Annotated in this window: 21 protein-coding genes; 19 read left to right on the top strand and 2 right to left on the bottom strand. The window is 39.6% G+C overall.

The genetic code is table 11. From position 1 onward, the window contains the following. Nucleotides 1–68 precede the first annotated feature (68 nt). The 3 genes from H0486_RS17755 (at nucleotide 69) to H0486_RS17740 (ending at nucleotide 5,710) form a co-directional block, all read left to right on the top strand. Entirely contained in the window at nucleotides 69–3,491 is a 3,423-nt protein-coding gene (locus H0486_RS17755; RefSeq protein ID WP_228354265.1) for a DUF6240 domain-containing protein, read from the top strand. A gap of 156 nt (nucleotides 3,492–3,647) precedes the next feature. Further along, the gene (locus H0486_RS18510; protein ID WP_323163560.1) at nucleotides 3,648–5,195 is read left to right on the top strand and encodes a flagellin N-terminal helical domain-containing protein; all 1,548 of its coding nucleotides are present in this window, start codon (nucleotides 3,648–3,650) and stop codon (nucleotides 5,193–5,195) included. Nucleotides 5,196–5,230: 35 nt separating this feature from the next. After that, nucleotides 5,231–5,710, top strand: a complete 480-nt coding sequence (locus H0486_RS17740; protein ID WP_228354264.1) for a flagellar export chaperone FliS — start codon at nucleotides 5,231–5,233, stop codon at nucleotides 5,708–5,710. Between the two features lie 269 nt (nucleotides 5,711–5,979). Here the strand turns inward: H0486_RS17740 and H0486_RS17735 are convergent, their stop codons facing one another. Beyond that, nucleotides 5,980–6,198 carry a YaaL family protein gene (locus tag H0486_RS17735; protein WP_228354263.1) on the bottom strand — a complete coding sequence of 73 codons (219 nt, stop codon included), beginning with the start codon at nucleotides 6,196–6,198 and terminating at the stop codon, nucleotides 5,980–5,982. Nucleotides 6,199–6,391: 193 nt separating this feature from the next. On the opposite strand from H0486_RS17735, the gene H0486_RS17730 reads away from it, so the two are divergent. The 15 genes from H0486_RS17730 (at nucleotide 6,392) to H0486_RS17660 (ending at nucleotide 22,637) form a co-directional block, all read left to right on the top strand. Continuing rightward, complete coding sequence (locus H0486_RS17730) at nucleotides 6,392–6,667, top strand: pro-sigmaK processing inhibitor BofA family protein (protein ID WP_228354262.1); 276 nt, start codon at nucleotides 6,392–6,394, stop codon at nucleotides 6,665–6,667. A gap of 332 nt (nucleotides 6,668–6,999) precedes the next feature. Further along, the gene (locus tag H0486_RS17725; RefSeq protein WP_228354261.1) at nucleotides 7,000–7,989 is read left to right on the top strand and encodes a P-loop NTPase family protein; all 990 of its coding nucleotides are present in this window, start codon (nucleotides 7,000–7,002) and stop codon (nucleotides 7,987–7,989) included. Then, nucleotides 7,986–9,197 (top strand): CpaF family protein, encoded by a 1,212-nt coding sequence (locus H0486_RS17720; RefSeq protein WP_228354260.1) that lies wholly within the window; start codon nucleotides 7,986–7,988, stop codon nucleotides 9,195–9,197. The genes H0486_RS17725 and H0486_RS17720 overlap by 4 nt, the downstream gene beginning before the upstream one ends. Nucleotides 9,198–9,222: 25 nt before the next feature. Beyond that, nucleotides 9,223–9,966, top strand: coding sequence for a type II secretion system F family protein (locus tag H0486_RS17715; protein WP_228354259.1), 744 nt, complete (start codon nucleotides 9,223–9,225; stop codon nucleotides 9,964–9,966). A gap of 14 nt (nucleotides 9,967–9,980) precedes the next feature. Beyond that, nucleotides 9,981–11,462 (top strand): type II secretion system F family protein, encoded by a 1,482-nt coding sequence (locus tag H0486_RS17710; protein ID WP_228354258.1) that lies wholly within the window; start codon nucleotides 9,981–9,983, stop codon nucleotides 11,460–11,462. 83 nt (nucleotides 11,463–11,545) lie between these two features. Next, nucleotides 11,546–11,764: a Flp1 family type IVb pilin gene (locus tag H0486_RS17705; protein WP_228354257.1), complete on the top strand. Its 219-nt coding sequence runs from the start codon at nucleotides 11,546–11,548 to the stop codon at nucleotides 11,762–11,764. Nucleotides 11,765–11,805: 41 nt separating this feature from the next. Continuing rightward, nucleotides 11,806–14,295 (top strand): DUF5702 domain-containing protein, encoded by a 2,490-nt coding sequence (locus H0486_RS17700; protein WP_228354256.1) that lies wholly within the window; start codon nucleotides 11,806–11,808, stop codon nucleotides 14,293–14,295. 270 nt (nucleotides 14,296–14,565) lie between these two features. Continuing rightward, nucleotides 14,566–15,468: a TadE/TadG family type IV pilus assembly protein gene (locus H0486_RS17695; protein WP_228354255.1), complete on the top strand. Its 903-nt coding sequence runs from the start codon at nucleotides 14,566–14,568 to the stop codon at nucleotides 15,466–15,468. Nucleotides 15,469–15,588: 120 nt separating this feature from the next. Then, nucleotides 15,589–16,032: an A24 family peptidase gene (locus H0486_RS17690; RefSeq protein WP_228354254.1), complete on the top strand. Its 444-nt coding sequence runs from the start codon at nucleotides 15,589–15,591 to the stop codon at nucleotides 16,030–16,032. Between the two features lie 46 nt (nucleotides 16,033–16,078). Next, the gene (locus tag H0486_RS17685; RefSeq protein WP_228354253.1) at nucleotides 16,079–16,672 is read left to right on the top strand and encodes a TadE family protein; all 594 of its coding nucleotides are present in this window, start codon (nucleotides 16,079–16,081) and stop codon (nucleotides 16,670–16,672) included. A gap of 33 nt (nucleotides 16,673–16,705) precedes the next feature. Further along, the gene (locus tag H0486_RS17680) at nucleotides 16,706–18,316 is read left to right on the top strand and encodes a DUF6382 domain-containing protein (protein WP_228354252.1); all 1,611 of its coding nucleotides are present in this window, start codon (nucleotides 16,706–16,708) and stop codon (nucleotides 18,314–18,316) included. 283 nt (nucleotides 18,317–18,599) lie between these two features. Continuing rightward, complete coding sequence (locus tag H0486_RS17675; RefSeq protein ID WP_228354251.1) at nucleotides 18,600–18,866, top strand: hypothetical protein; 267 nt, start codon at nucleotides 18,600–18,602, stop codon at nucleotides 18,864–18,866. A 95-nt stretch (nucleotides 18,867–18,961) separates the two neighbouring features. Further along, nucleotides 18,962–20,452, top strand: a complete 1,491-nt coding sequence (glpK, locus tag H0486_RS17670; protein WP_228354250.1) for a glycerol kinase GlpK — start codon at nucleotides 18,962–18,964, stop codon at nucleotides 20,450–20,452. A gap of 21 nt (nucleotides 20,453–20,473) precedes the next feature. Further along, nucleotides 20,474–21,577 carry a rhomboid family intramembrane serine protease gene (locus H0486_RS17665; RefSeq protein ID WP_228354249.1) on the top strand — a complete coding sequence of 368 codons (1,104 nt, stop codon included), beginning with the start codon at nucleotides 20,474–20,476 and terminating at the stop codon, nucleotides 21,575–21,577. Nucleotides 21,578–21,635: 58 nt separating this feature from the next. Beyond that, entirely contained in the window at nucleotides 21,636–22,637 is a 1,002-nt protein-coding gene (locus H0486_RS17660; RefSeq protein ID WP_228354248.1) for an SCP2 sterol-binding domain-containing protein, read from the top strand. 74 nt (nucleotides 22,638–22,711) lie between these two features. Here the strand turns inward: H0486_RS17660 and H0486_RS17655 are convergent, their stop codons facing one another. Then, nucleotides 22,712–23,464, bottom strand: coding sequence for a sensor histidine kinase (locus H0486_RS17655; protein WP_228354247.1), 753 nt, complete (start codon nucleotides 23,462–23,464; stop codon nucleotides 22,712–22,714). 165 nt (nucleotides 23,465–23,629) lie between these two features. Between H0486_RS17655 and H0486_RS17650 the strand changes: the two genes are divergently transcribed. Beyond that, a complete protein-coding gene (locus H0486_RS17650) occupies nucleotides 23,630–24,046 on the top strand; it encodes an HIT family protein (protein ID WP_228354246.1) in 417 nt (138 codons plus the stop codon). Nucleotides 24,047–24,251: the final 205 nt, after the last annotated feature.

Below are 24,251 nucleotides of genomic sequence, written 5' to 3'. Positions count from 1 at the left end.
GTTTAAATAGAATGGCTAAGGATAGAGAATATACGCAGGGAAGCGCTTGAAACGGGGAAAAGGACACTATGGATTATAAAGTTGCAAGAGAAGAGAACTATAAGCTGGCGGACATATCAAATGCCGCTAAATTTACGGTTAAGAATAAGAGCGATAATAATCTGTCCCGCTTGAGTAAGGGACAGTTGATTTCGGGTACCGTATTATCAGTGGATGAGGATGTTACCCTTGATATTCAGGGTGAAAGAATCACAGTATCAAAGGATATCTTAAAAAATGCCGTTCGTGGTGAAGTTAAGACGTTCGAGGTTATAAAGGCATCAGACAATGAGGTTGAATTAAAGCTGTTAGATTCCCTGTCTGAGGATAACCAGAATACATTAACTGCAACAAGAGTCCAGGAACCGGACAAGGATTACATACTTGATAGAAAAGACAAGAATGCAAAGCAGGCGGAGAGAGAAAAAGCGATACTTGATATGAAAGATAAGTTAGAAGAGATCGGTATTCGCCTGACAGAGCAGGATTGTATGCTGCTGGAGAAGAACGGAATTATGGTGGATTCCTTAACCGTAGTGGGAATAATGAATGCCTTAGATAAGGTGAAGTCAGAAAGCAATTCCTATGAGCTGGCAGCAGCCGGAATGCAGAAATCATATGGACAGTCTTCGTCAATGGAGCAAGAGATAGAAAAAAGACTCAAAGAGGCTAATCTTCCTGTGACATCGGAAAATATACAATCCATCAAAATGGCTCTTGAGCAAAGCAGTGTATCTGCAAATATGGATGATAAAACCATGCAGTATCTTATAGCTCAGGATTTAGAGCCCACCATAGCCAATATATACAAAGCTTATTATAGCGGCAGTAAAGCTGCAAAAAACACAACAAACATATCGGATGAAGCATGGAAGGAGCTTTCCTCCCAGGTTCAGGAGGTCATTCGGGAAGCCGGATATCCGGTTAATGCTGATAATGTGGAGACTGCGAAATGGCTGCTTAGTAATAACCTGCCTGTTACGAAGGAAAGCTATGCCCAGAAAAAAGCTTTGGATGAGATTAAGAATAATATGAACAAGGATGCGGTGCTGGATAATATTATTGACAGTATGAAGCAGGGTATCGCACCTAAGAATGTATCCCTATACACATCAGAGTATTCTGCTTTACGGGATACGGTTGATCAGCTTCAAAACATCAGTGAGGAAGTTATATCCCAGGCAGTAAGAGAAGATTCGGATATCACAATTAAACGATTACTAGCTATACAGGAGGGTCTTTCCGCAAAGAGATCGGATGCATCCGAAGAAGTGGAGACAGAAGAATTCTCCTCTACAGCAGGAGAAGCTATACAAGAAACAGCAGCTGCAATAGATGGCAGGGATTATCGTTTTGAAGAAATAAAGGCACGTCGTCAGCTGGAAGAAATCCGATTGAAGATGACCTACGAAGCAGCGGCACAGCTTGAGAAGAAGGGATTCTCCATTGAGCTAAAAAAACTGGAGGAGGTAGTAGAGGCTTTAAGAGAACTGGAGAATAATTACTACAAGGAGCTATTGCAGGAGCAGAATGTGGAGGTATCCGAGGAGTCCGTTCAAATACTTCGGGATACAACACAAAGTGTTCAAAGACTGCAATGGGTGCCAAGCTATGTACTGGGAAGTACCTTATCCCAGCGAAAGGAACAGACGATTCCAAGCCTCTTAACAGATGGAAATCAGCTGCAGGCCAAGTTGGATAGAGCAGGGACAGCATATGACGCTTTAATGACCGTTCCCAATGCAGAGTATGGAGATTCCATTCAAAAAGCGTTTCGGAACATGGATGGCCTGCTTGCAGAGCTTAACATTGAGAATACAGAGCAAAACCAGAGAGCAGTTCGAATTCTGGGCTATAATAATATGGAGATTAACCAGCAATCCGTCAACCAGATAAAGGCTTATGATATGGAAGTCAACCGGATGATGAGGAATTTGCATCCTCAGGTAACGGTTTCCATGATAAAAGAGGGACTCAATCCCTTAAATATGCCGATATCAGAGCTGAATCAGGTAATAGACCGTATCAGGGAGGAACAGGGTATCACCTCAGAGGAGAGATACAGCAACTACTTGATAAAGCTGGAAAAATCCAACGAGATTACCCCGGAGGAAAGAAAATCGTATATTGGAATATATCGTTTACTGTACAATGTGGAAAAAACTGACGGAGCAGCTCTGGGTGCTGTAATTAATTCCGGAAGAGAGGTTACCCTGGAGCATCTTCTTAGTGCAGTGCGGACAGGTAAAAAGGGAAGACTGGATGCAATTATTGATGATGAATTCGGTACACTTCAGTCAGTATCAAGAGAAGGGGAAACCATTACGGACCAGCTTTCGGCTTTACAAAATAAAGATGAGCAGAATCCTTCGGATGATACCAGAAGAGAAGCCGTTGCAGAGCAGATCGAGTATATGAATCAGATGCTGAAGGATATTGCAGAGCAAGTATCACCCGGTAAGCTGCAAAGCATTCAGGAGCTTCTGTATCAGACAGAAGCATCAGGAAGTGAGATTCTTCCTGCACAGTTGCAGGAGCCTGTGGAAGAAGGTATCTGGAATTCTATAAAGAGCATACCGATTGAAAAGCTTTGGGAGCAGGTAAAATCAGTGGACAGCAAAGATTCAACGGAATATGAGGCTTACACGGATACCGTGAACCAAATCCGTACACTCTGTAAGAACAGTGAACAGGCAATTCGGTTCCTGAACGATTTTCAGGTACCGGCCACACCACTTCATATTGTGATGGCCAATCATATTTTAAGTAGTGGTGAATCAGCGATTACAAAGCTAAAGAAACTGGAACAGGAAAATATCGACGAAAACTTGCAAAATAATCTTAAGGAAACTGACGATATTTCCGATACATTGATTGATAAGTCTTCTATGGAGAATGCCTATGCGCAGTTAGAGGCGAATGCTAAAGAAGTAGTGGAACGAGCTTGTTCCGAAGAGAAGATTGACAGTCGTCGATTGGCAGAGTTAAAAAGTATCGGACAGCAGATTACATTTCTACGAAAAATGGCTTCGAAAGAATTCTATCAGATACCAATTGAGACAGAGAAGGGTGTTACGAATATGAATTTGACCATTATTCGAGGCGCTCGTGATACCGGCAAATTATCTGTTACAATTCGATCCGAACAGCTAGGTAATATGAAGGCGGAGTTTTCCCTTAAGGATCAGACACTGAGTGGATTTATCAGTAGTGATAGCAGGGAAGGATTATCCCGACTTCAGGAGAATATATCCGTACTGGAGCATACAGCAGAAGAAAGCAATATTGCAATTAAGCAAGTAAACTTTGGCTTACAACAAAAGGATAACGATTCCTATCGTTTTCAGATATCCGATGAGGATACGAACAATACGATAACAGCTGATACGGAGCGTACCCTATATCGTATCGCTAAATCTGTTGTGCGGATGGTACACCTGTCCGAGCAGTAGAATCATAAATCAAAAATATTTATTGACTAATATAGAGGTATCCTACCACATGGAGGTGGACGGGATACGGGCAGATAAAGCAAAAGAAAAATAATGCGAACCATCATAACAGGGAGGGAGATGGCAGCAATAACAGAAAGGTATGGGTGATTTTACATGAGAATTAATCATAACATTTCCGCATTAAAAGCGAATAACCAGCTATCCAGAACAAATCTGAAGCTGGATAAAAGCTTAGAGAGATTATCTTCAGGTTACCGTATTAACAGTGCTGCAGATGATGCAGCGGGATTAGCAATTTCAGAGAAAATGAGAACACAGATCGCAGGACTGGACCAGGCTTCCCGAAATGCATCGGACGGTATTTCCGTTATTCAGACTGCTGAAGGTGCGTTGGTAGAAGTAGAAGCGATGCTCCAAAGAATGAGAGAGCTTGCAGTACAGGCTGCAAATGGTACCTATACAGCGGATGACCGTGCCTCCATTCAGGCAGAAATTAATCAATTAAATAATGAAATTCAGAGAATTTCCGATACAACAGAATTCAATACCATGACACTGTTGGATGGAAATATTGATCGAAAGTCCTTTTCTAATAACGATAAGGTGAAGCTAATCTCTCAATCCGATTCGGTGAATGTGGGAGATTATCAGCTGGAAATAACGCAGGATCCCAGACAGGCAGTACTAATAGGAGATGTAACAGCCTTCCCTGCAACTGGAACGATTGGAGCATCCCAGACAGGTACAATTACGGTAAATGGAGAATCTGTAGAAATAAATGAATTCGATACCATAGATGAGGTAATGGCAAAGCTTACAGCACTATGTGACATGGTTGATGTTAATGTATTTGCCATAGATGATACTGCAGTACCATCAACAACGGATAATTTAGACACTGCCGGATATGCAAGTAAGGAATTTGCCTCTGGCGACCGTTTGATTTTCGTTAGTAAGGATTATGGTTCCAGAGAAAAGATAGAGGTGCATTGTGACAATGCTAATTTAGCGTCTATATTTGGATTAAGAACTACGGTGGAAACTGCTGTAGGATATGATGCAAAAGTAGAGCTTGTCCGTAAGGCAGCCATTGATCCCACTTCCTTGTATGAAAATACTGCTACAGTATCCATAAGAGGGGATAAAATCACAGTTGAGGATAAGGGTGGATTCAAAATGGTAATCGAGGTAGCTCCCGGTACTGTAGGAAACACCTTTGATGATCGTTATATGGGAGATACGCCTGCTGATGTTACGGATCCCGGATCGGGCTTAGAGCTTATCACAATTTCCGTATTGAGCGCAGGCCCTATGGATTTACAGATTGGTGCAAATGAAGGACAAACCATGTCCGTTAGAATACCAAAGGTAACACCGAAGACATTAGGAATCGATAAGGTGAATATCTGTACACAGGATGGTGCAGAGGAAGCAATTACCTTACTAGACAATGCCGTTAATGAAGTATCAGCAATTCGTGCTAAGCTAGGTGCATACCAGAACCGCCTGGAGCATTCTATTGCTAATCTGGATGTTACTTCAGAGAACATGACCGAATCCTTATCCCGTATTGAAGATGTGGATATGGCAGAAGAGATGGCAAATTATACTCAGAAAAACGTATTAGCTCAAGCAGGTACAGCAATGTTATCCCAGGCAAATCAGAGACCTCAGATGATTCTATCCTTATTACAGCAATAATATGGGAGGAATGATCCGAGCAGGAGGTATGACTCATGAAAAAAGAAGCGATTCAGACGTTTACAGCAAGAGTGACACAAGCATCCAAGAGTGAGCTGATAGTTATTTTGTATGAGATGATATTAACGGAAATAGAGGAAGCAAAAGAGGCTTATGACATGGGTGACCTATCGACATTTGATAAGGAACTGAAGAAGGCACAGAAATATATCAATGAGCTGATTAATGCACTGGATATGGGTTATGCCCTTTCCTATGACCTGTTAAATCTATATCTTTATACGAATAAACGAATTATTACAGCGATCATTAAGAGAAATCCGGAACCTCTGGAAAGTGCTGAGGTCGTATTAAGAAAGCTGCTTGTGGGCTTTGAAGAGGTAAGCAAGCAGGATCAAAGTGGACCTGTAATGCGCAATACCCAACAGCTTTACGCGGGCTTAACCTACGGAAAAGGTACCTTAAATGAGACTTATATCGATCCCAGTGATCGAAACCGTGGGTTCATTGCATAGAAGCCATTACCAAAGAGAAAGCGGAAACGTTTTGGTAGCTTCTGCTGGAGTACAAAAGTTATCACATTAAGTTTAAGGTACAAAAGGAAATAGAGTACTACTGATAAAAGTTTTAAGAACAAAAGAGAATACATAAACTACAAAAGAGAAATTATAGAGTGAAGCGAGCTGTCCCAACCACCGGACCTTAGAGTATTATATTACAATACTCCATGGTATGGAAGGTTGGGACAGCTTAATTCATGTAGATTTAAAAAGTCTAAAATTTTCTAGCAGTATTTTTGATCCAAGGCTTTTGCCTGTCTTATTAAGTATTTATATCGATTTTGAACAGCATTTAATTCATATATGCAGCTATCAATTAAATCCGGATCCACTACATTTTCAAAATTAGAATAGGCAGCCTCTAGAGCAATTTTGGTTTTATTTATTTCGTTTATTAGCAACAGATTTTCTTTCGGAGGTTTCTTCTTAAAGAGCAATCGCATACTTCACCATCCTCGCTATATAGTTTTTACTAGTATAGTCAATTTCATTGTCTTTTATTCTATTTATTAACATAAATTGGATAATTGAGTATATAAATGTAGTGAAGGGATGTACAAATGGAAGTGTTAATACGGATAGAATGAGATAACAGATGCTTCAGATAGTTTCATACTACGAAGAAGGAGAGATTGTATGGAGAATATTATTTTTATTACTGTGATAGTAGTATGTCTGATATTCATTTTAGCATGTGTCATAAAGCAGAGACCGGATCTGATTGTGAACTTTGCACTCCGTGCATGCTTGGGGACATTGGCCATCTATTTGCTAAATATGGTATTAAAGAGCAGGGGCTTCACCATAAGTGTAGGAATTAATGCGGCGACTGTTGCTACCAACGGTTTACTTGGATTACCAGGCTTTCTGCTTTTATTTGGGCTTGCCGTATACTATTTTTTCACTGCATGAGAATTATATAACCGCTAAATGGTTGCATTTTTGCCTATAAAGATTGGTGTATGCCAGTCTTTTTTGCGTTATATTACTTTAGACCAGCAAGTCGATAATGATATGTGCCTTGTGCAAAGAGACAATTTACAAGAAATTATTTATCATAATATACCAAAGATGTAAATACAGACAGAGTTTTGATTGACAATAAAAGTATGCCGCTGTAAGATATTCACATGTTCAACATATCTATGTTTTTCTGTTTTAATTTCATAACAATCATCGTTATCTGTTCATATTCTTATTTACTCACATATTTTCATTTAGTTCAGAATAGGAGGAATGATATATTGAGAAAAGTACTGGCTCTTTACGACAGAGATACCAGTTATGCTACGCGGTTTATGGAATTCTTTAAAAAGAATGAGCCTGAATATGAAATCTGTATTTTTACAAAAGCGGAAAGTCTTCAGGAATATCTGCGACAGCACTTGATTGACATACTACTATTGGGTACGGATATGGGGACAGATGATATACCACCGGATAATGTGAAACTAATTGTTCAATTCACAGAGGATCAGTCCAAAGAAAAGGATTTTGAAAAGCTTTATATCTTTAAATATCAATCCGTACAAAGCGTAATATCAAAGGCAATATCTTATTTCAGAAGATGGGAGAATGAACTACACAGGCAGCAGCCCTCTGGCAAGACCAAAATTATATCCATACATTCTCCTGTTCCTGAGGAGTCAAAGACAGCTTTCGCCTGGTCTGTCAGTATGCTTCAGTCGGAACATAGCAGTGTCCTATTTATTCCCATGGAGCTTCTTCCAACAGATATTTGTAGTTGCAATGAGAGTGATAACAATTCTGCGCTATCTGAGTTCATCTATTATCTGAAAGAAAATCCCGACACAATAACAAAAATGAGATCCCTTGTTCAGTATCACGGCAATCTGTCCGTATTATCAGGTATCACCTGTGGTTTTGAATTGCTGTCCTTAACGAAAGAGGATGTTCGCAAATGGATTCAAAGCCTGATAACCAGCTCCGAGTATGATCTTGTGGTCTTTTATATCAGTTTTTACTCGGAAGCAGTAATGGAGCTGTTAAAGCAAAGCAACGAGGTATTAGTTCCATGGAATAATTCAAAGTATGAGAAGGCCTTGCTTACAGAGTGGAACAGACAGATGGAGGTAACGGGTGCAGCGATTGCTCAGGACAGGATTATAAAAATACCTCTCAAATCACAAGCGGATGGAAGATATCTAGGTATTTCCCTTCATGAATTACAGCAAAGCCGGGTATGGTCAGTTGCGGAGGACTATCTACAATGAAGCAGATAAAGGAGCAGCTTAAGAGAACAATTCTGGAGAATCTGGACCTGACAAGGGAGATTACCGATGAGGAATTGCTGGATATTATTGATGAGATGATTGTCTCCCATGGCAAAGAGAATTATATTCCTATGCAGGAAAAGCAAATACTCCGAAGAGAGATTTTTAATTCCATTCGCAGGCTGGATGTTCTACAGGAATTAATTGAGGATCATGAAATTACAGAGATCATGATTAATGGCCCAGAGCAAGTTTTCATTGAGAAAAACGGAGTAATTTCATTAAGTGGGAAACGCTTTGAATCGGAGCAGAAGCTGGAGGATGTAGTACAGCAAATCGTATCCCATTCCAACCGAATTATTAATGAGGCCAATCCAATCGTAGACTCCAGACTTCCTGACGGTTCCCGTGTAAATATCGTTCTCTCTCCTATAGCAATCAATGGTCCGATTATAACCATTCGAAAGTTTCCAGACCACCCGATTACGATAGAGAAGCTTATCGAATTAGAATCCATTTCAGAAGAGGCAGCAGAATTTTTGAAACACCTGGTAATCGCTGGCTACAATATCTTTATCAGTGGAGGTACAGGCTCCGGTAAAACGACCTTTCTGAATGTTCTGTCCAATTATATACCCGCATCGGAACGTATTATAACAATAGAGGATTCGGTGGAGCTTCAGATTCGGAACATCCCCAATCTGGTACAACTTGAGGTACGTAATGCCAACACAGAAGGAAGCAATGAGATTACGATCAGAGACCTTATAAAGACTAGCCTGCGTATGCGACCGGACAGGATAATCGTTGGAGAAGTCAGAGATGCGGCCGCAATCGATATGTTACAGGCACTTAATACAGGGCATGACGGATCTCTTTCCACAGGACATGCCAACTCACCGGCAGACATGCTAAGCCGACTGGAATCCTTGGTTCTCCTCGGAGCGGAGATACCATTATTGGCGGTTAGAAAGCAGATTGCATCTGCAATTGATATTATTGTTCATCTGGGCCGGTTGCGTGACCGATCGCGTCGATTGCTTGAAATAACAGAGGTCCTGGATTGTAAGGACGGAGAGATACAATTAAATCCGCTATATTTATTTGAGGAGGGCGGTGAAGCTAACGGTAGGATTAAAGGAACCCTGGCAAAACAGAATGAGTTACTTCATACAGATAAGCTTAAGAGAGCAGGAATACGGTTATAACAATAAAGGAGGCTGCCAATGATACATGATACAGAATTATAATCAATATCAGTTTACGGGTAAAGAAATGTTGAAATACTTATTGCTCGGTATGGCGGCCTCGGTTCTTTTAGGGGAATTGTTTTACCGAAGTATATGGGGTGTCTTATTGTTAAGTCCTCTTATCTATCTATTCTTAAGACTGAAAAAAAAGGAGTTGATTAAAAAGCGTAAATGGGACCTTAACAAAGAATTCCGGGATGGCATACTATCTTTATCAGCGGCGTTAGAGGCAGGCTATTCGGCCGAAAATGCATTTGAGGAAGCATATAAGGACCTGAAGCTGATATATCCAGAGGATTCACTAATTCTATCAGAGTTCTCCTATATTATTCATCAAATCAAAATGAATATTACGGTGGAACAGGCTATTAAGAACTTTGGTGAACGAACAGGAGTCGAGGATATCCTAAGCTTTTCCGAGGTGTTTTCCACTGCAAAGAGAACGGGTGGTGATTTGATAAAGGTCATAAAGCTAACATCCAGTGTCATCTGTGACAAAATTGAAGTGAAGCGAGAGATTATCACACTGATTACTGCAAAACGCTTGGAATCAAATATTATGAAGGCAATTCCGATTTTTATTCTGGCATATTTTCAAGCTTCTTCACCTGAGTTTCTGGCACCGTTATATCACAATGTATTTGGGGTCGTTGTTATGACGGTATTCTTAGGAATTTACTTACTGGCATATCGAATTATAGATCACATTATATCAATCGAAGTATAGGAAAGGAGATGTCTATGCTGTATGTAAATCTCGGTTTTCTTGCAGTTCTTTTGGGTGGACTGCTATGTAGTAGGTGGAAGTACAGGGAATGGATCAAGGACATTGATTCAAAAGAGCATAAATTGCTTTTTTTATATCCACTTGCATTTTTAATTCTTACTAGGACAGGATTAGAAAAGAAACTAAACCAAAAGACGGAAATTGTAGATGCTTTTAAGGCACTTCATGTAACCAGGAGAACAGAAAATTTAACCCGGTTATATTGGTGCAGTAAGATTTCTCTGGTCCTTCTTGCTCTTATTCTATCGAATGTGTTTGCCGTTATTCTTCAGGTTCAGGAGCTTCAAAATCCTATTATCATAGGCAGCCATTATATACAGCGTCCTGCTTACGGTGAAGGAAGTGATCGGGTAGAACTGGAGGTATTATTAAGGAAGGAGGGAAAGGATGAGCATAAGAAAGAGGTGACAGTTAATGTTAAGGAACAGGAGTATGCAGAGAATGAGCTGCCCGGTGTGTTTCAAAATGCATCTCAGTATTTGGACATGGCAGTATTGGGAGAAAATGAATCAGCAAAACAGATTACAACAAAATTGAATTTTGTGAACAGAATTCCAGATACCAGTATCGCTGTAAAATGGAAGCCTGAGAACCGGAATCTAATCCGATCAGATGGAACGATAGTAAATGAGGAGCTTAAGGAAGGGGTGGATACAAGTGTAACAGCCGTATTAACCTATTGTGAAGAGGAATACGAACATACTCTGCATTTTCACATTTTACCTCGTATCTTTAGTGAAGAGGAAATGCTGACTAAAAAATTGGACGAAGCGGTGGCAAAGTCATCAAAGCAATCAAAGGAGCAGCCTCATTTAGCACTTCCGGAATCAGTGGAAGACTATCGGCTGACCTGGAAGGATAAAAGCAGGGGGCAGGGAATTCAGATAACAATTGCGGGAGGCTTCATAGCGGGACTTCTCTGGCTACTGTCAGATAAAGAACTGGATAAGAAGATGAAGAAGCGAAGAGAGCAGATGCTGTTTGATTATCCGGAGATTATCAATAAGTTCACACTGCTAGTTAATGCAGGTATGACAGTAAAGCAGGCCTGGTTAAAAATTGTGGATGATTATTGTATGTTATTTGGTCAGCGTGAAGGAGCAAAGCGCTATGCCTATGAAGAGATGTTAACAACCGCGAATGAGCTTCGACTTGGAATTGCAGAAGGTATTGCTTATGAGCAGTATGGGAGACGAATTGGATTAATCCCCTATGTTAAATTCTGCTCTTTAATTACACAGAATCTAAGAAAGGGTAACAAAGGATTTACGGAGCTATTAATGAGAGAAGCACTGGAAGCCTTTGAAGACCGTAAAGAAATGGCAAAGAGAATGGGAGAGGAGGCCAGTACCAGATTGTTAGCCCCCATGATGATTATGCTGGTAATTGTGATGCTGATTATACTAATTCCGGCTTTTTTATCCTTTCGAATTTGATAAAGAGCAAATTAATCAGAGGCGGGATGATTTACATATAACAACTGTACTACGACGAATCTAAAAAGGAGGGAAAGCCAGTTTTGGCGAAGACGATGAAAAGAAGATTGAAACAAATGTATTGGAGGATGTTTACCCCTCAGGTAGAGGGTGTTGGAATCATTGAAGTAATATTGATTCTGGTAATCGTGATTGGGCTGGTATTAATATTTAAGGATGAGATCTCTGCCATAGTGGAACAGGCATTTGAAGCCATTACAGGTGATTCTGGAGAAATCATAGGCGGCTCAGAGGGACCGTAAGAAGGAGAAGATGTAATCTGAATAAAAGAAATAAGCAAGAAATGAACGGAACCATAACGGTATTTTTCAGCTTCATCCTGCTGCTGATTTTATCGCTGATATTTACCATCATTGAAGGAGCGAGGGTAAGTACTGCGAAGGTATGGGCAGAGCGTTCCCTGACAACTGCAATGGATTCTGTTCTGGCGGAATACTACGGTCCTCTGTGGGAGGAATATCATATCTTTGGATATCATACCGGATCGGGTAGCATGCAAGAAAAGGAGGAGGCAATTGCAGCCAAGCTGATGGATTATATGTCGTATACTCTGGAGCCCAACAGGGACATCAATTCTCTGCTATATTCAAAAGGAATTGAACTTTATAACAGCTCTGTTGATTCCTTAGCTACGGATCAGTTTGCTATGCTAATGGATTATGAAGGAACCCTTTTTCTTAATGAGGCGGTGGAGTATATGAAGTATCGTGAAATTGGAAAAGGAATTGAATTTTTTTTAGAAAAAATGTCACTTATGGATACTCCGAAAAAGGTTAGCATCGTCTATGAACAGAAGCAAAAGGCGGAAGAGGAACTGGTGGATATTGACGAGGGAATCCTGGAACTGATGGAATCCTTAGATGGTGTAATGACGAGCAAGAAAGGACTTGAGACGACGAAGGATGGAAGGCTGAAAACCTCCGGCTCCTTTGTGAAAAAGCTTTGTTACGGTGAACCAACCCAAGACAAGGTTGGAATTAATCATAACAGTATTTATCTTGCTTTACAGAATAGCTATATCGACCTGAAAGCAAAATTTCAGTCTATTTATAGTGATTTCGATCAATTGGAGGCGGTAATAGAGAGACAAAATGAGGTAAGCCTTGAACTGGAAGATGAGGAAGCAAAGCTATCAGAAGCAGAGAGTATGGCAGAGGAATCCAGTGAAGAGGAGGAAGATACCAGCAAAGAAGGTAAAGAAGATAACGAAAGCGTCTTGGAAGATATCCGAAAAAGAATTGAGAGCCTCGAAAAAGAACTAAGTGAACTGGAGAAAACGAAAAAAAGCCTGATAAACGGGCTGCACTCAGCAAAAAATGAGCTGTTAACAGTTACAGCTGGATTAGAACCATACATTAACGAGGCTATCTCAACCATTGATATGATATTACCTAAGCTGGCAGCAGCAGAACCCATTCTCGAGCAGTATGAAGCTACCTTATATGAGCAGGAAGATGCGATAGAGGAGGATATTTTCTCAGGCCTGGTGGAGAATCTGTGGGAACTGAAACGCTACACAGATCCAAAAGGGTTTAATTTTGATAGTATGAAAGGAATACTAAGCAACAATATTAAGGTATTAAATAATGGGAGAAATTATTTAAATCAAGTAGAGTCTGCATTGAATCATGAAGCATTTTCAACTGCCAAAGGTGCGTTTCAAGCAGCGGAGTCTTATTTGCAATCCTATCAGATTGAGGGACTTACACTGGATTACAGTAGCTTGGTATTGGATAAATCCAAGAGGTCAGATATCCTGGATGAGATAGGGACCATGATTCAAGGGGGATTGACCAGTCTTGTGGTGGACCCAAATCAGATATCAAGGGCAGAACTGTCGCAGGACCAGCTTCCGTCCAGTCTTGCGGCGCTATTTGGTGAAGACACTGATTTTTTATCAAAACTGACCTCTTTCTTTGAAAATGCGGCAATTGGGAATAAGAATACCGGTGCAGCAGATTTATTTGGTACGTTTGGAAAAGAGCCCGATTTTGCTTCCGTATTGGGTGATGGAATAAATAAAATAGCGGAACACATTCTCTATCAGGAATACATCAGAGACCATTTCTATGCATATCCCAAAGAGGGAGAGGATATAAAGCTTAGAAAACCATCCTTTCTTAGCTATGAACAGGAATATCTTCTAGTAGGTAAGTATAATGATTTTGATAATTTGTCCTCGGTAATTTCACGTATTATCTTCCTGAGAACCATCTTAGATTTTGTTAGCCTGCTGGGTGATTCATCAAAATGTAATGAAGCAAAATTAGCCGCTGCAGCCCTTGTTGGTTTTACTGGGCTACCAATCCTGGTTAGCATTACGCAGACAATATTAATGCTGATTTGGGCTTTCTCGGAAGCCTTGGTTGATACCTGTGCACTTATGATGGACAGGGAGGTTCCTGTTCTCAAGAAGACCCTGTTAGTACAACTTCCAGAGATATTTATGCTTAATCGAAGCTTCTTTCAATCAAAGGCGGTTCAGATTGCTCAAACCAAAGAAATATCCATATCCTATCATGAATACTTATGTGCATTTCTTTTTATGAAGAAGAAAAAGGACCTTATTTACAGGGCTATGGATCTGATTCAGGAGAATATCCAGATTCGTTATGATGAACCCTTTTATATGCAAAATGTGCTCTTTGGTTATCATGCTACCTCAACCGTTATAGTAAAGCCCAAATTCATAGCAATACCCTTCATACTCGGATCCTATAATCGAAGGATTCAGAGATTTCAATACACGACACAAGCTACTTATAGTTACTAAAAACGTTCTATCTAAGAGTTTGCTTGTTTAATTTATCGATCTTAAAGACTCATGTTAATCCCTATACTTAGATGGATTGGGATGTCCGTTCTCTTGTCTATTAAATTATGAAACGTCTAATCTATCTATTAAATAAAAATCTCTCTCCAAGAAGTCATTTGCTTATGAATCATATATATCATTTCTAATTAAAAGAAGAACGGATATCCCAATCCATCCAAGTATTTGATAGCTAATATGGCTCTTCTATATTGTAAGATGGAGGCTGCTTTGAACATAAAGGTAAATAAACTTCTTAACACATTAATAGCAGAAAAGAAACGGGCCTCCTTAACGGTGGAGGCAGCATTAGTTACGCCCATATTCCTGTTTTTTATACTTGCCTTTCTTTACTTCATACAAATATTTCTGATTCAGGAGCAAATACAGGCAGGGTTAACCAGAATGGGTCTTGATTTATCCAAAACTGCATACATATACGATGATTTCATGGACGTAGAGGATGCATTGGGCTTTGATCAAACACTCTTCGGTGAGGAGCTGGAAATTGGATTACACGAGTTTGCAGGTTCTGTGGTAAGTGATGGAGTTCTTAAGCTTTATGCTATGAAATACCTTGATATTGATCAGATTAATCGCTCCTGTATCTATGAAGGATATGATGGAATCAGCTTTATGGGATCGCAATTGATGGATCAGGATGGATGTATTGACATTATTGTACGATACAAAGTCCGATTACCCATAAAGATAATTACCATTAAAGATATGCAGTTGATACAAAGAGTTAAGCTTCGAAGCTGGACGGGATATAAGGTGGCATCAGCCTATTCAACTAGTAGCGAAGAAAGTAGTTCTGAGGATGATCCCATAGTGTATATTACTGAGACGGGTAGGGTATATCATAAGAGCAAAACCTGTACGCATATTCTTCTATCCGTTCAGTCTACCATAGGAATCCCTGACGCATTGAGAAATGATAATGGTGGAAAGTATTATCCCTGTGAATCCTGTTGTACTGGGAAGGAGGGTGATTTTGCAACCTACTATATTACATCGGATGGAACCAGGTATCATAGCAGGAGAAACTGTAGTCGTATTAAGAGAAGTGTTCAGGAAATACCCCTGTCGAAGGTGGGAGGAAGACCTCCATGCAAACGATGCGGTGGATGACGGATGATACATTACGGCTAAGATAGAGTTTACGTAATACTAACATAATCAGTAAAAATTTATATAATCAGATAATATTATTAGAATTAAAAATTCAAATGGATAAGGAGAAAATATAGTATGGCAGAATCAACGATGACAATCAGTATGGGATTATTATTACTGTTTTGTGGGATACAGGATACCGTTAAGAAAAAGGTATATCTCTGGATCATTACTCTGGGAGCCTTTATTGTAATTGCATGTTTACCTTTTTGCTACTCGATATCTATAGCAGATCGAATATGTGGACTGGCTCTGGGTTTGTCCGTAGTGGTTCTAAGCAAAGCCACAGGAGGAAAGATTGGAATGGGAGATGGTATGTTGTTATGCATTACCGGATTGGGACTGGGGTTTTGGAGTAATCTGGAGCTATTTGCCATTGCTCTGATTCTGGCTGCCATTGTATCAATTTTTTTATTGATGCTTCGCCTAGCAGATCGAAAGAAAAGTATACCTTTTATCCCGTTCCTGCTAATAGGTTATGTTATTCTAATGCTATCAGAATACGGTATCGGAGTATAAATACCCATGCAATATATTGTAGTAAGGTTGAAAGGAGGGGTATGGTGTGACTCTGAGAAAAAGGATGCTATCAAAGCAGACACTACAGGGTAGCATGACGGTTGAGGCGGCCTTTGTCATGCCCATCGTTATTTTTGTTGTTTTTGCACTGTTGTATCTCTCCTTTTATCTTCATGATAAGTGCAGAATACAGGGAATTATCAATAAAACCTTGCATAAAGCAAGTATTACTCTGAAGCATGAGGCTGATATAGATACCGGAAACCTTAGTTATGAAACAATTGGAGAAAGAGGAGTCTTCTATCTTCTGATGGGAAATAATGATATGGAAGCCTCCCAGATCCAGCAATACTTACAGCAAGAGTTATCGGAGGGGCTATTCTTAACAAGAATTGCCGAGGTAAATTCAGAGGTCGGAAAGACCAAGGTTAAGCTATCGGTTGAAACCGAAACATCAGTATCGTTATATTGGGTAAAGCAGTTATTTAGTTCTTTGGCGCATGGGACGATCAAAGAAGATAGTGGGATTCACAACCCCGCTGAAACGTTACGGCAAATGGAAGTAGTGTTGGATTCTGGCTCGAGGATGAAAGGTGTGAGTCAATTAAAAGATAAACTGGAGGGAATCTTCGGGAAGTAAAGATTTATAGAGAGTCAAGAAGGAGAAAGATCTATGGAAGTGGAGTATAAAAAAGACCTACGAAATAATTATATGGTAATAAAGGGGGAGGATTACGAAGAGGAACGATACAGTATTAAAATGATGGAGTATCAATCGCTTCAAGGACTTCTGGCGTTAAATCACAAATGTTTGGATAACCGGGTTCTTTATTATTATGATATTACTGCAAAGCAATCCATGTTCCATTATTTTGATAAAACGGTATTATCCTATGAGAGACTTAAGAAGATAATCAGTAGAATACTTTCCGTTATTGACGAGGTTTATAACTATTTACTGAATGAGGATAATTTTATTTTGCAACCGGACTACATCTACTTGGATGTTACTACAGATGAGCCTTATTTATGCTACTATCCCGGATATCAAAAAAACATTAAGGAGCAAATGAATGGCTTAATCGAGTTCTTAATGAATAAGGTGGATTATCATGATAAGGAAGCGGTTTTATTAGTATATCAGCTTTATTCCGTCAGCAGGGAGGAACATTTCACCTTTGAACAGCTTCATAATCTCCTGAATAAACAGATTGAAGAAATGGTACCTGATAACGTCAAGGGAAAAAGAGAACCTGCATCAACGAGAAAATATGAGAAAACAGAAGAGGAATATTTCACCCAAAGGAATGAGAAACAGGAGGAAAAGTCGGAAACTACCGTATTACAAAAGAACAAAGTTAAACGAAAAGGTATTCTGCAGCAGGCAAATACCATACAGTCTAAGAGGACTATAAATCGAATAAAAGCGAAATCGGATATTCCTGTTATGCTAGAAAGAATTGAAGATGAAGTTGAGATAAATACCTACCCACCCGCTACATACCTCTATACAGTACTATGTCTGACAGGAGGAGTAATGATTGTTATAGCAGCACTTACAAGTGGAATTTTATATAATCAATTTGGAAACCGTATGGATTATACAAAGGTATGTGCTCTATTGCTAATTCTTATTTGTACAGAAGGATATTTTCTCAAGAAAATATGGGATAAGAAAAACAAACAGGCTCGTATCACCCCGCGAAAAAGCTATATAAATCCAAGAGAGGATCAAGAAGACCCATCCTCATTACATCGTGATGAGAAGGATGAACCAGAAGAGGGCGATATATTACCAGAACAGGTCGATGTACATGAACAGGCAGGGTTAAGAGCTTCGGTATTCTTGAGGAATACCACACAAAGTCAGCAAGAGGAAAGTTATGATAGTAACCCAACCTGCTTTCTCAATGAGGAAGCAATTAATTGTATAAGTGAAGATGCTTTGAGTCCATGTATAAATGAAAATAAGGAGCAAAAAGAATTTATGCTCAAGCCTGTGGATGAAATAAACTATTCCACAATATCAATTACCGATTTCCCCTTTTTCATCGGAAAACTTAAGAAAAATGTGGATTACTGCCTGAAAAACGACGTAGTCAGTCGATATCATGCCAAAATTACGAAGGAACAGGACCAATTCTATATCACAGACTTAAACTCAACAAATGGAACCTATGTAAACCAAGAAATATTACAGAGCTACCAGAAGAAAGAAATCCAATTAGGAGATGAAGTAGCATTTGCAAATATACGTTATATATTCCTGTATGATTTATGCTAATAATTTAAGAAATAAACTTGTCTGGTTATAGATGACATACATAAAGGTGAAGAATTTACGATTATCGGTACTTGGACTCTGTTATTTAGAGTCCTATGTACCGTTATGCAGTGCAACTTAGTGAAAACGGCTCCACGGCGGATATATTCCTGTTCCAGGCTATCAGTTCTTCGTTACCATAAAGAGTAACCAAGAGTAACTTAGTACCTAAAAAGCATTGTAAATAATGGGATAAAAGTGTAAAATAGAATAAATCAGTGCTTATAATAACTGGAGGGTTGATATGAAGAGACGATATGATGTTTTGCACGCTATAGTAATGATACTGTTCTTAGTGATTGCAAACTTCATTAATAATGCATTAGTTAAAGGAATATTGCTTTTGGTTTTTTCTGCGGTATTAACATTTAATACTGCATTTCAATGGAAGGACAAACGGGATGATAAATTTGTGAATAAGTTCTTTTATGGGGTGTTGCTCATACTGGATATCATTCTTGTGATCGCAGCAATATCAGTCATTGTGATATCCATTAAAGATGCCAGATAAAAATAAGTAATCAGTTCACTCATGAAGATGGAATAAAGGTGAGATTATACGGAATTTCACTGGGAAAATATCATTAGAAATGGAGAACAGGAGCTATGAAACAATATATTATGGCACTCGACCAGGGAACCACCAGTTCAAGATGCATTATTTTTGATAAACAGGGAAATATGAAAAGTGTTGCGCAGAAAGAGTTCACCCAGGTATATCCAAAGCCGGGATGGGTGGAGCATGATCCAATGGAGATATGGTCATCACAGATATCAGTAGCGACAGAGGCTATGGCCAAGCTTGGGATTGATGCGAAGGAAATTGCTGCAATAGGAATTACCAATCAGCGTGAAACGACTATCGTGTGGAATAAGCATACAGGGCAACCAGTTCATAATGCGATTGTATGGCAATGCAGAAGAACGGCTGATATGATCGAGGAATTAAAGGCAAAGGGGCTGGAACCCTATATCAAGGAAAAGACAGGATTAATTCCTGATGCGTATTTTTCGGGAACTAAGATTAAATGGATATTGGATCATGTACCTGGTGCCAGAGAGAAAGCGAAAGAAGGAGAGCTACTGTTCGGAACCGTGGATACATGGATTATCTGGAATCTTACAAAGGGAAAAACTTATGTAACGGATTATACGAATGCATCCAGAACGATGCTATATGATATAAAGAAGCTAACCTGGGATACCAGATTACTGGAAGAGCTGGATATCCCCTTACAGATGCTACCGGAAGTGAAGCCTTCCAGCTGTGTGTATGGCTATTCGGACAGCTCCCTATTTGGGGAGGAAATTCCGATTGCCGGGGCAGCAGGGGACCAACAGTCTGCGTTATTTGGACAGTGCTGCTTTAGCAGTGGTGAAGTGAAGAATACTTATGGAACCGGATGTTTCCTGCTTATGAACACAGGAAAGGAAGCAATTACATCAAGGCATGGTCTACTCACTACCATTGCAGCAGGAACAGGAGCAGAAGTGGAGTATGCACTGGAGGGTAGTGTATTCGTTGCCGGAGCAGCCATTCAATGGCTCAGGGACGAGCTACAGCTCATTAGAACTGCTGCAGAGAGTGAGAAATATGCCAGCCAGGTAGAGGACACCAATGGAGTCTATGTAGTTCCAGCGTTTACCGGGCTAGGAGCACCTTATTGGGATCAGAATGCCAGAGGTGCAATTGTGGGAATTACCCGTGGATGCAATAGGGATCATATTATACGAGCAACGTTAGAATCGATTGCTTATCAGACCTATGAGGTGTTAAAGGCAATGGAGGCTGATTCTAATATCCGTTTAAAATCGTTAAAGGTAGATGGTGGAGCCTGTGCAAACCGCTTTCTAATGCAATTTCAGGCAGACATCTTAGATACGACGGTTCATAAACCGGTATGTATTGAAACGACAGCACTCGGAGCGGCTTACCTTGCAGGCCTGGCAGTTGGTTTCTGGAAGGATAAAGAGGAGATCATAACGAACTGGGCACTTGCGGAAACGTACCAACCCAATATGACGGAGGATAGGAGAAGCTCCTTGTTACAAGGCTGGAAGAAAGCTGTAACTCGCTCATTTGATTGGGAAGTATAATTTAGAATAGGACTGTTTACAATGTTTGAGGATAGATTAAGTAACAGCTTAGTCAATATGGGTTACCGTAAGATTTCTTCGAATACACAGGGAATCTATCTTTTTTATCTCGAGGAAGAGGGTAGCCTTAACGTAGTATCTGTAATTCACGCAGAAAGAGGGAATGAGTTCACAAAAGAACAGTATCATTATATCCTTCAGCAGGTTAAGAATAATTTTAAAGCTACCTATCCTGTAGCTTTACATCTGGTTAGCTTGATTATTACAGGTAATCCAGACATTGCAAAACATTTGATTCTGGATGAGTCGGAGGATAATCACTGGATTATCGATACCCGGGAAGGCCGAGTCATTTTATATGAGACACAATCCTCAGAATTTGCCCAGCTTAGAAGCTTGCTGGAACACCTTCTGGCAGAACAGAATGGAGAAATGCTTCCGGGTGGAACAAGACCTGATTTATGGACATCGATAAAGAATAATACTTCTCGTATCCTAGCAACCTTTACCCCGGTAAATACATCGCTGATTATTATCAACATATTAATTTATCTTATCTTTCACTATGTACATGTATTTGGCGGAGAGGAGCATATGTTTTTTAACGGAGCCCTGTCCTGGTATTACGTGAAAGAAAAGCATGAATATTATCGGCTGATCACTTCTATGTTTTTGCATTCGGATTGGGATCATCTGTTTAGTAATATGATTATATTGCTCTTTGTGGGGGATAATTTGGAGCGGATTACCGGGAGAATCAGATATCTTCTAGTATATTTTGGATCAGGGATTATTGCAGGGATTACTTCCATAAGCTATAATATGTGGAATGAGAATGGTATATTTGAGTTTGGAAAATCAGTTTACTCTATTGGAGCCTCTGGAGCAATCTTTGGGGTTGTAGGAGCAATGCTTTTTCAGGTGATTGTTCATAGAGGAAGGTTTAAGGAAATTAGTACGTCAAGGATTATAATATTTATTATATTAAGTATCTATGGCGGTATTTTTAATAGCAGGATTGATCAGGCAGCCCATATAGGCGGGTTTGTCGGAGGCTTATTACTCATGATTATTCTGTATTTGTATATGGAACAAAGCAGGAAATCCCGTACTTCCAGAACATAAGGTTTTGAATGGATTTCCAGATAACACATGGTATGTGATATTGGGAGGAGACTATTTTATGAAAGTAAATATTTATTATGGTGGCAGGGGATTAATCGAAGATCCTACTCTCTACGTTATCGGTAAATTAACAGAAGTATTGGAGGAGCTCAGAGTTCAGGTAACCAGATATAATCTTTATGAGGAAAAAAGCACAATTTCCATGCTTCCTAAAACACTGAAGGAGGTTGATGGAGTTATTCTTGCAACCAGCGTGGAATGGATGGGAATAGGTGGATTTATGCAGCAGTTTCTGGATGCCTGCTGGCTTTATGCTGACAAGGAGAAGCTGAGTAAGCTTTATATGCTTCCGGTGGTTATCTCCAGTACCTATGGAGAAAGAGATGCAGAACTCACACTTATTAAAGCCTGGGATATGCTGGGCGGAATTCCCTGTAACGGATTAAGTGCCTATGTTGAAGATCACGTGGAGTTTGAAACAAATTCCGACTATGCGGGAATCATTGAGAAGAAGGCGGAGTCCTTCTATCGTGTGATACATCAAAAGCGCAAGGTTCTTCCCACAAGTAATACAGCAATCAAGCAAAATGTATTGCGAAGCAGTTCCTTACCGTTGACACCGCAGGAAAGCGAGCAGTTATCTGTGTATGTATCGGATGATACCTATGTGAAGAAGCAGAAGGAAGATATTGAGGAATTAACGCAGTTATTTAAAGAGATGCTTGATAACGGTTCGGATAAAGAAGGTGGGCAGGAATTCATTAAGAACTTAAAGGATAATTTCCATCCAATTGATGATTTTTCAGCTTCTTACTCCATTAATATATCGGACATTAATAAGATCTTAGTTGTAGAAATACAAAACAAACGCCTTAAATGCTATTATGGAGAAAAATCGGATGCTGATGTAATCGCTAAGACGACGCACAGTGTCATGAACCGATTAGTTCTTGGTAAAATAACATTTCAAGGCGCATTTATGTCAGGTGAATTGACGGCGAAAGGTAATTTTAAAACCCTACGTAGCTTTGATCAGGTATTCCAATTTAATATATTATAGAATTAGAGTGTAAAAGTCTGATAAAGCAATAGGATGAGTATTAGTGCATATATAATGCAAAATAATTGCATTACTTATAATGGAAGCTGTATTAAGAAAGTAGTCTTTCCCGGGTTAGAATCTACGCAGATGGTACCATAATGAAGATCAACTACCTTCTTTACAAGAGCAAGACCAACTCCAGTGCCACCCTTTTTGTAAGTGACAAAGGGATTAAAGATACATTCTATGTTACCCTCAGGAATGGGCTGGCCATTGTTGCTGAATTCAAAGGAAAGCTTAGAAGGGAGTGGTTCTTCGGACGGTATGTACTTCAGGGATATATGGATATAATTGCCCGGTTCAGTAGCTTCTAAAGCGTTCTTTATTAGGTTTCCGAAGGCCTGCTTTATTTTAATTGCATCACAGTAGTAAGAAGTAAAATATTTCTCGCTGGAAGGATCTATGGTAAGGCTTAATTTTATCTGATTCGTAATGGCATTAGGCATAAAGCTGTTGATGATATTGTTTATCATAGTAATGAGATCGGTGTTTTCTTTATTTACGTAATTAAAGGTGTTCAGTAGCGAGACATCAGCCATGAGATGCTCCATATCATTGATCAGGTCCTGCATTTGATCCCAGTACTTGAATTCCTTTACCTCAGGATGCTTTGATTCAATATATTGTACGGTACCTTTAAGAAGAGATAAAGGATTGCGTAACTCATGGACAAAGGTAGAGGTTGTCTGTTTATTTTGCTCGATAATCGTTTTAATCATGGTATCGAATTCAGGATTGGATTTGACCATACTGGCCAGAGTATCATTATTGTATTCAGAAAACATTATAACGCCCCCTAATAGATTTCATAAAATTTACAAGTTATCTAAATCATAGTATCAAAATATGGAAAATGTTGCAATATAAAGAATGCTACAGTAATCGACATACCAGTACACAAGGTGTATTAAAATTATATTACTTAGAACAAGGCGTGAAGGAGGGTTTTTATGCAGAGTAGTTGTATTTTCTGTAAGATTATTGCCGGAGAGATTCCTTCGGCTACGATTTATGAGGATGGAGATTTTAAGGTAATTATGGATATCTCGCCCGCAGCGAAAGGGCATGCGATAATATTACCGAAGAAACATAGTGCGAATTTATTTGATCTGGATAATGAAACTGCAGAAAAAGCATTATTGGTTGCCCGTAAAGTAGCCGTAGCGATGCAGACAGAGCTGAACTGTGACGGAATCAATCTTCTTCAGAATAATGGAGAAGCAGCAGGTCAGACGGTATTTCATTTCCATATCCACCTTATCCCCAGATATAATGGAGATCCGGTTCAGATTGATTGGAAAAAGGACAGCTACGCAGAAGGAGAGGCAGCAGCTCTTGCGGCAGCCATTGCAAGCCGAATCCTTTAATGTGGGAGTAAAGTAAGTACTATGTGAGATAGAAAAACCGATGAACAGGAGCAAGAAATATATCCGCCGTGGAGCCGCTTGCGCTTAATTGCACTACGTAGCGGTACGTAAGACTCTAAAGAACAGAGTCTAAGTACCGACGAGTGCAAATACTCCACTCTGGATATATTTTCTGCTCCTGTTCATCGGTTTTCATCGGTACATA

It is taken from the genome of Variimorphobacter saccharofermentans (assembly GCF_014174405.1).
GTDB lineage: Bacteria > Bacillota > Clostridia > Lachnospirales > Lachnospiraceae > Mobilitalea > Mobilitalea saccharofermentans.
Note: the sequence above shows the minus strand (reverse complement) of the source record. Positions and strands in the feature narration are given on the sequence as shown.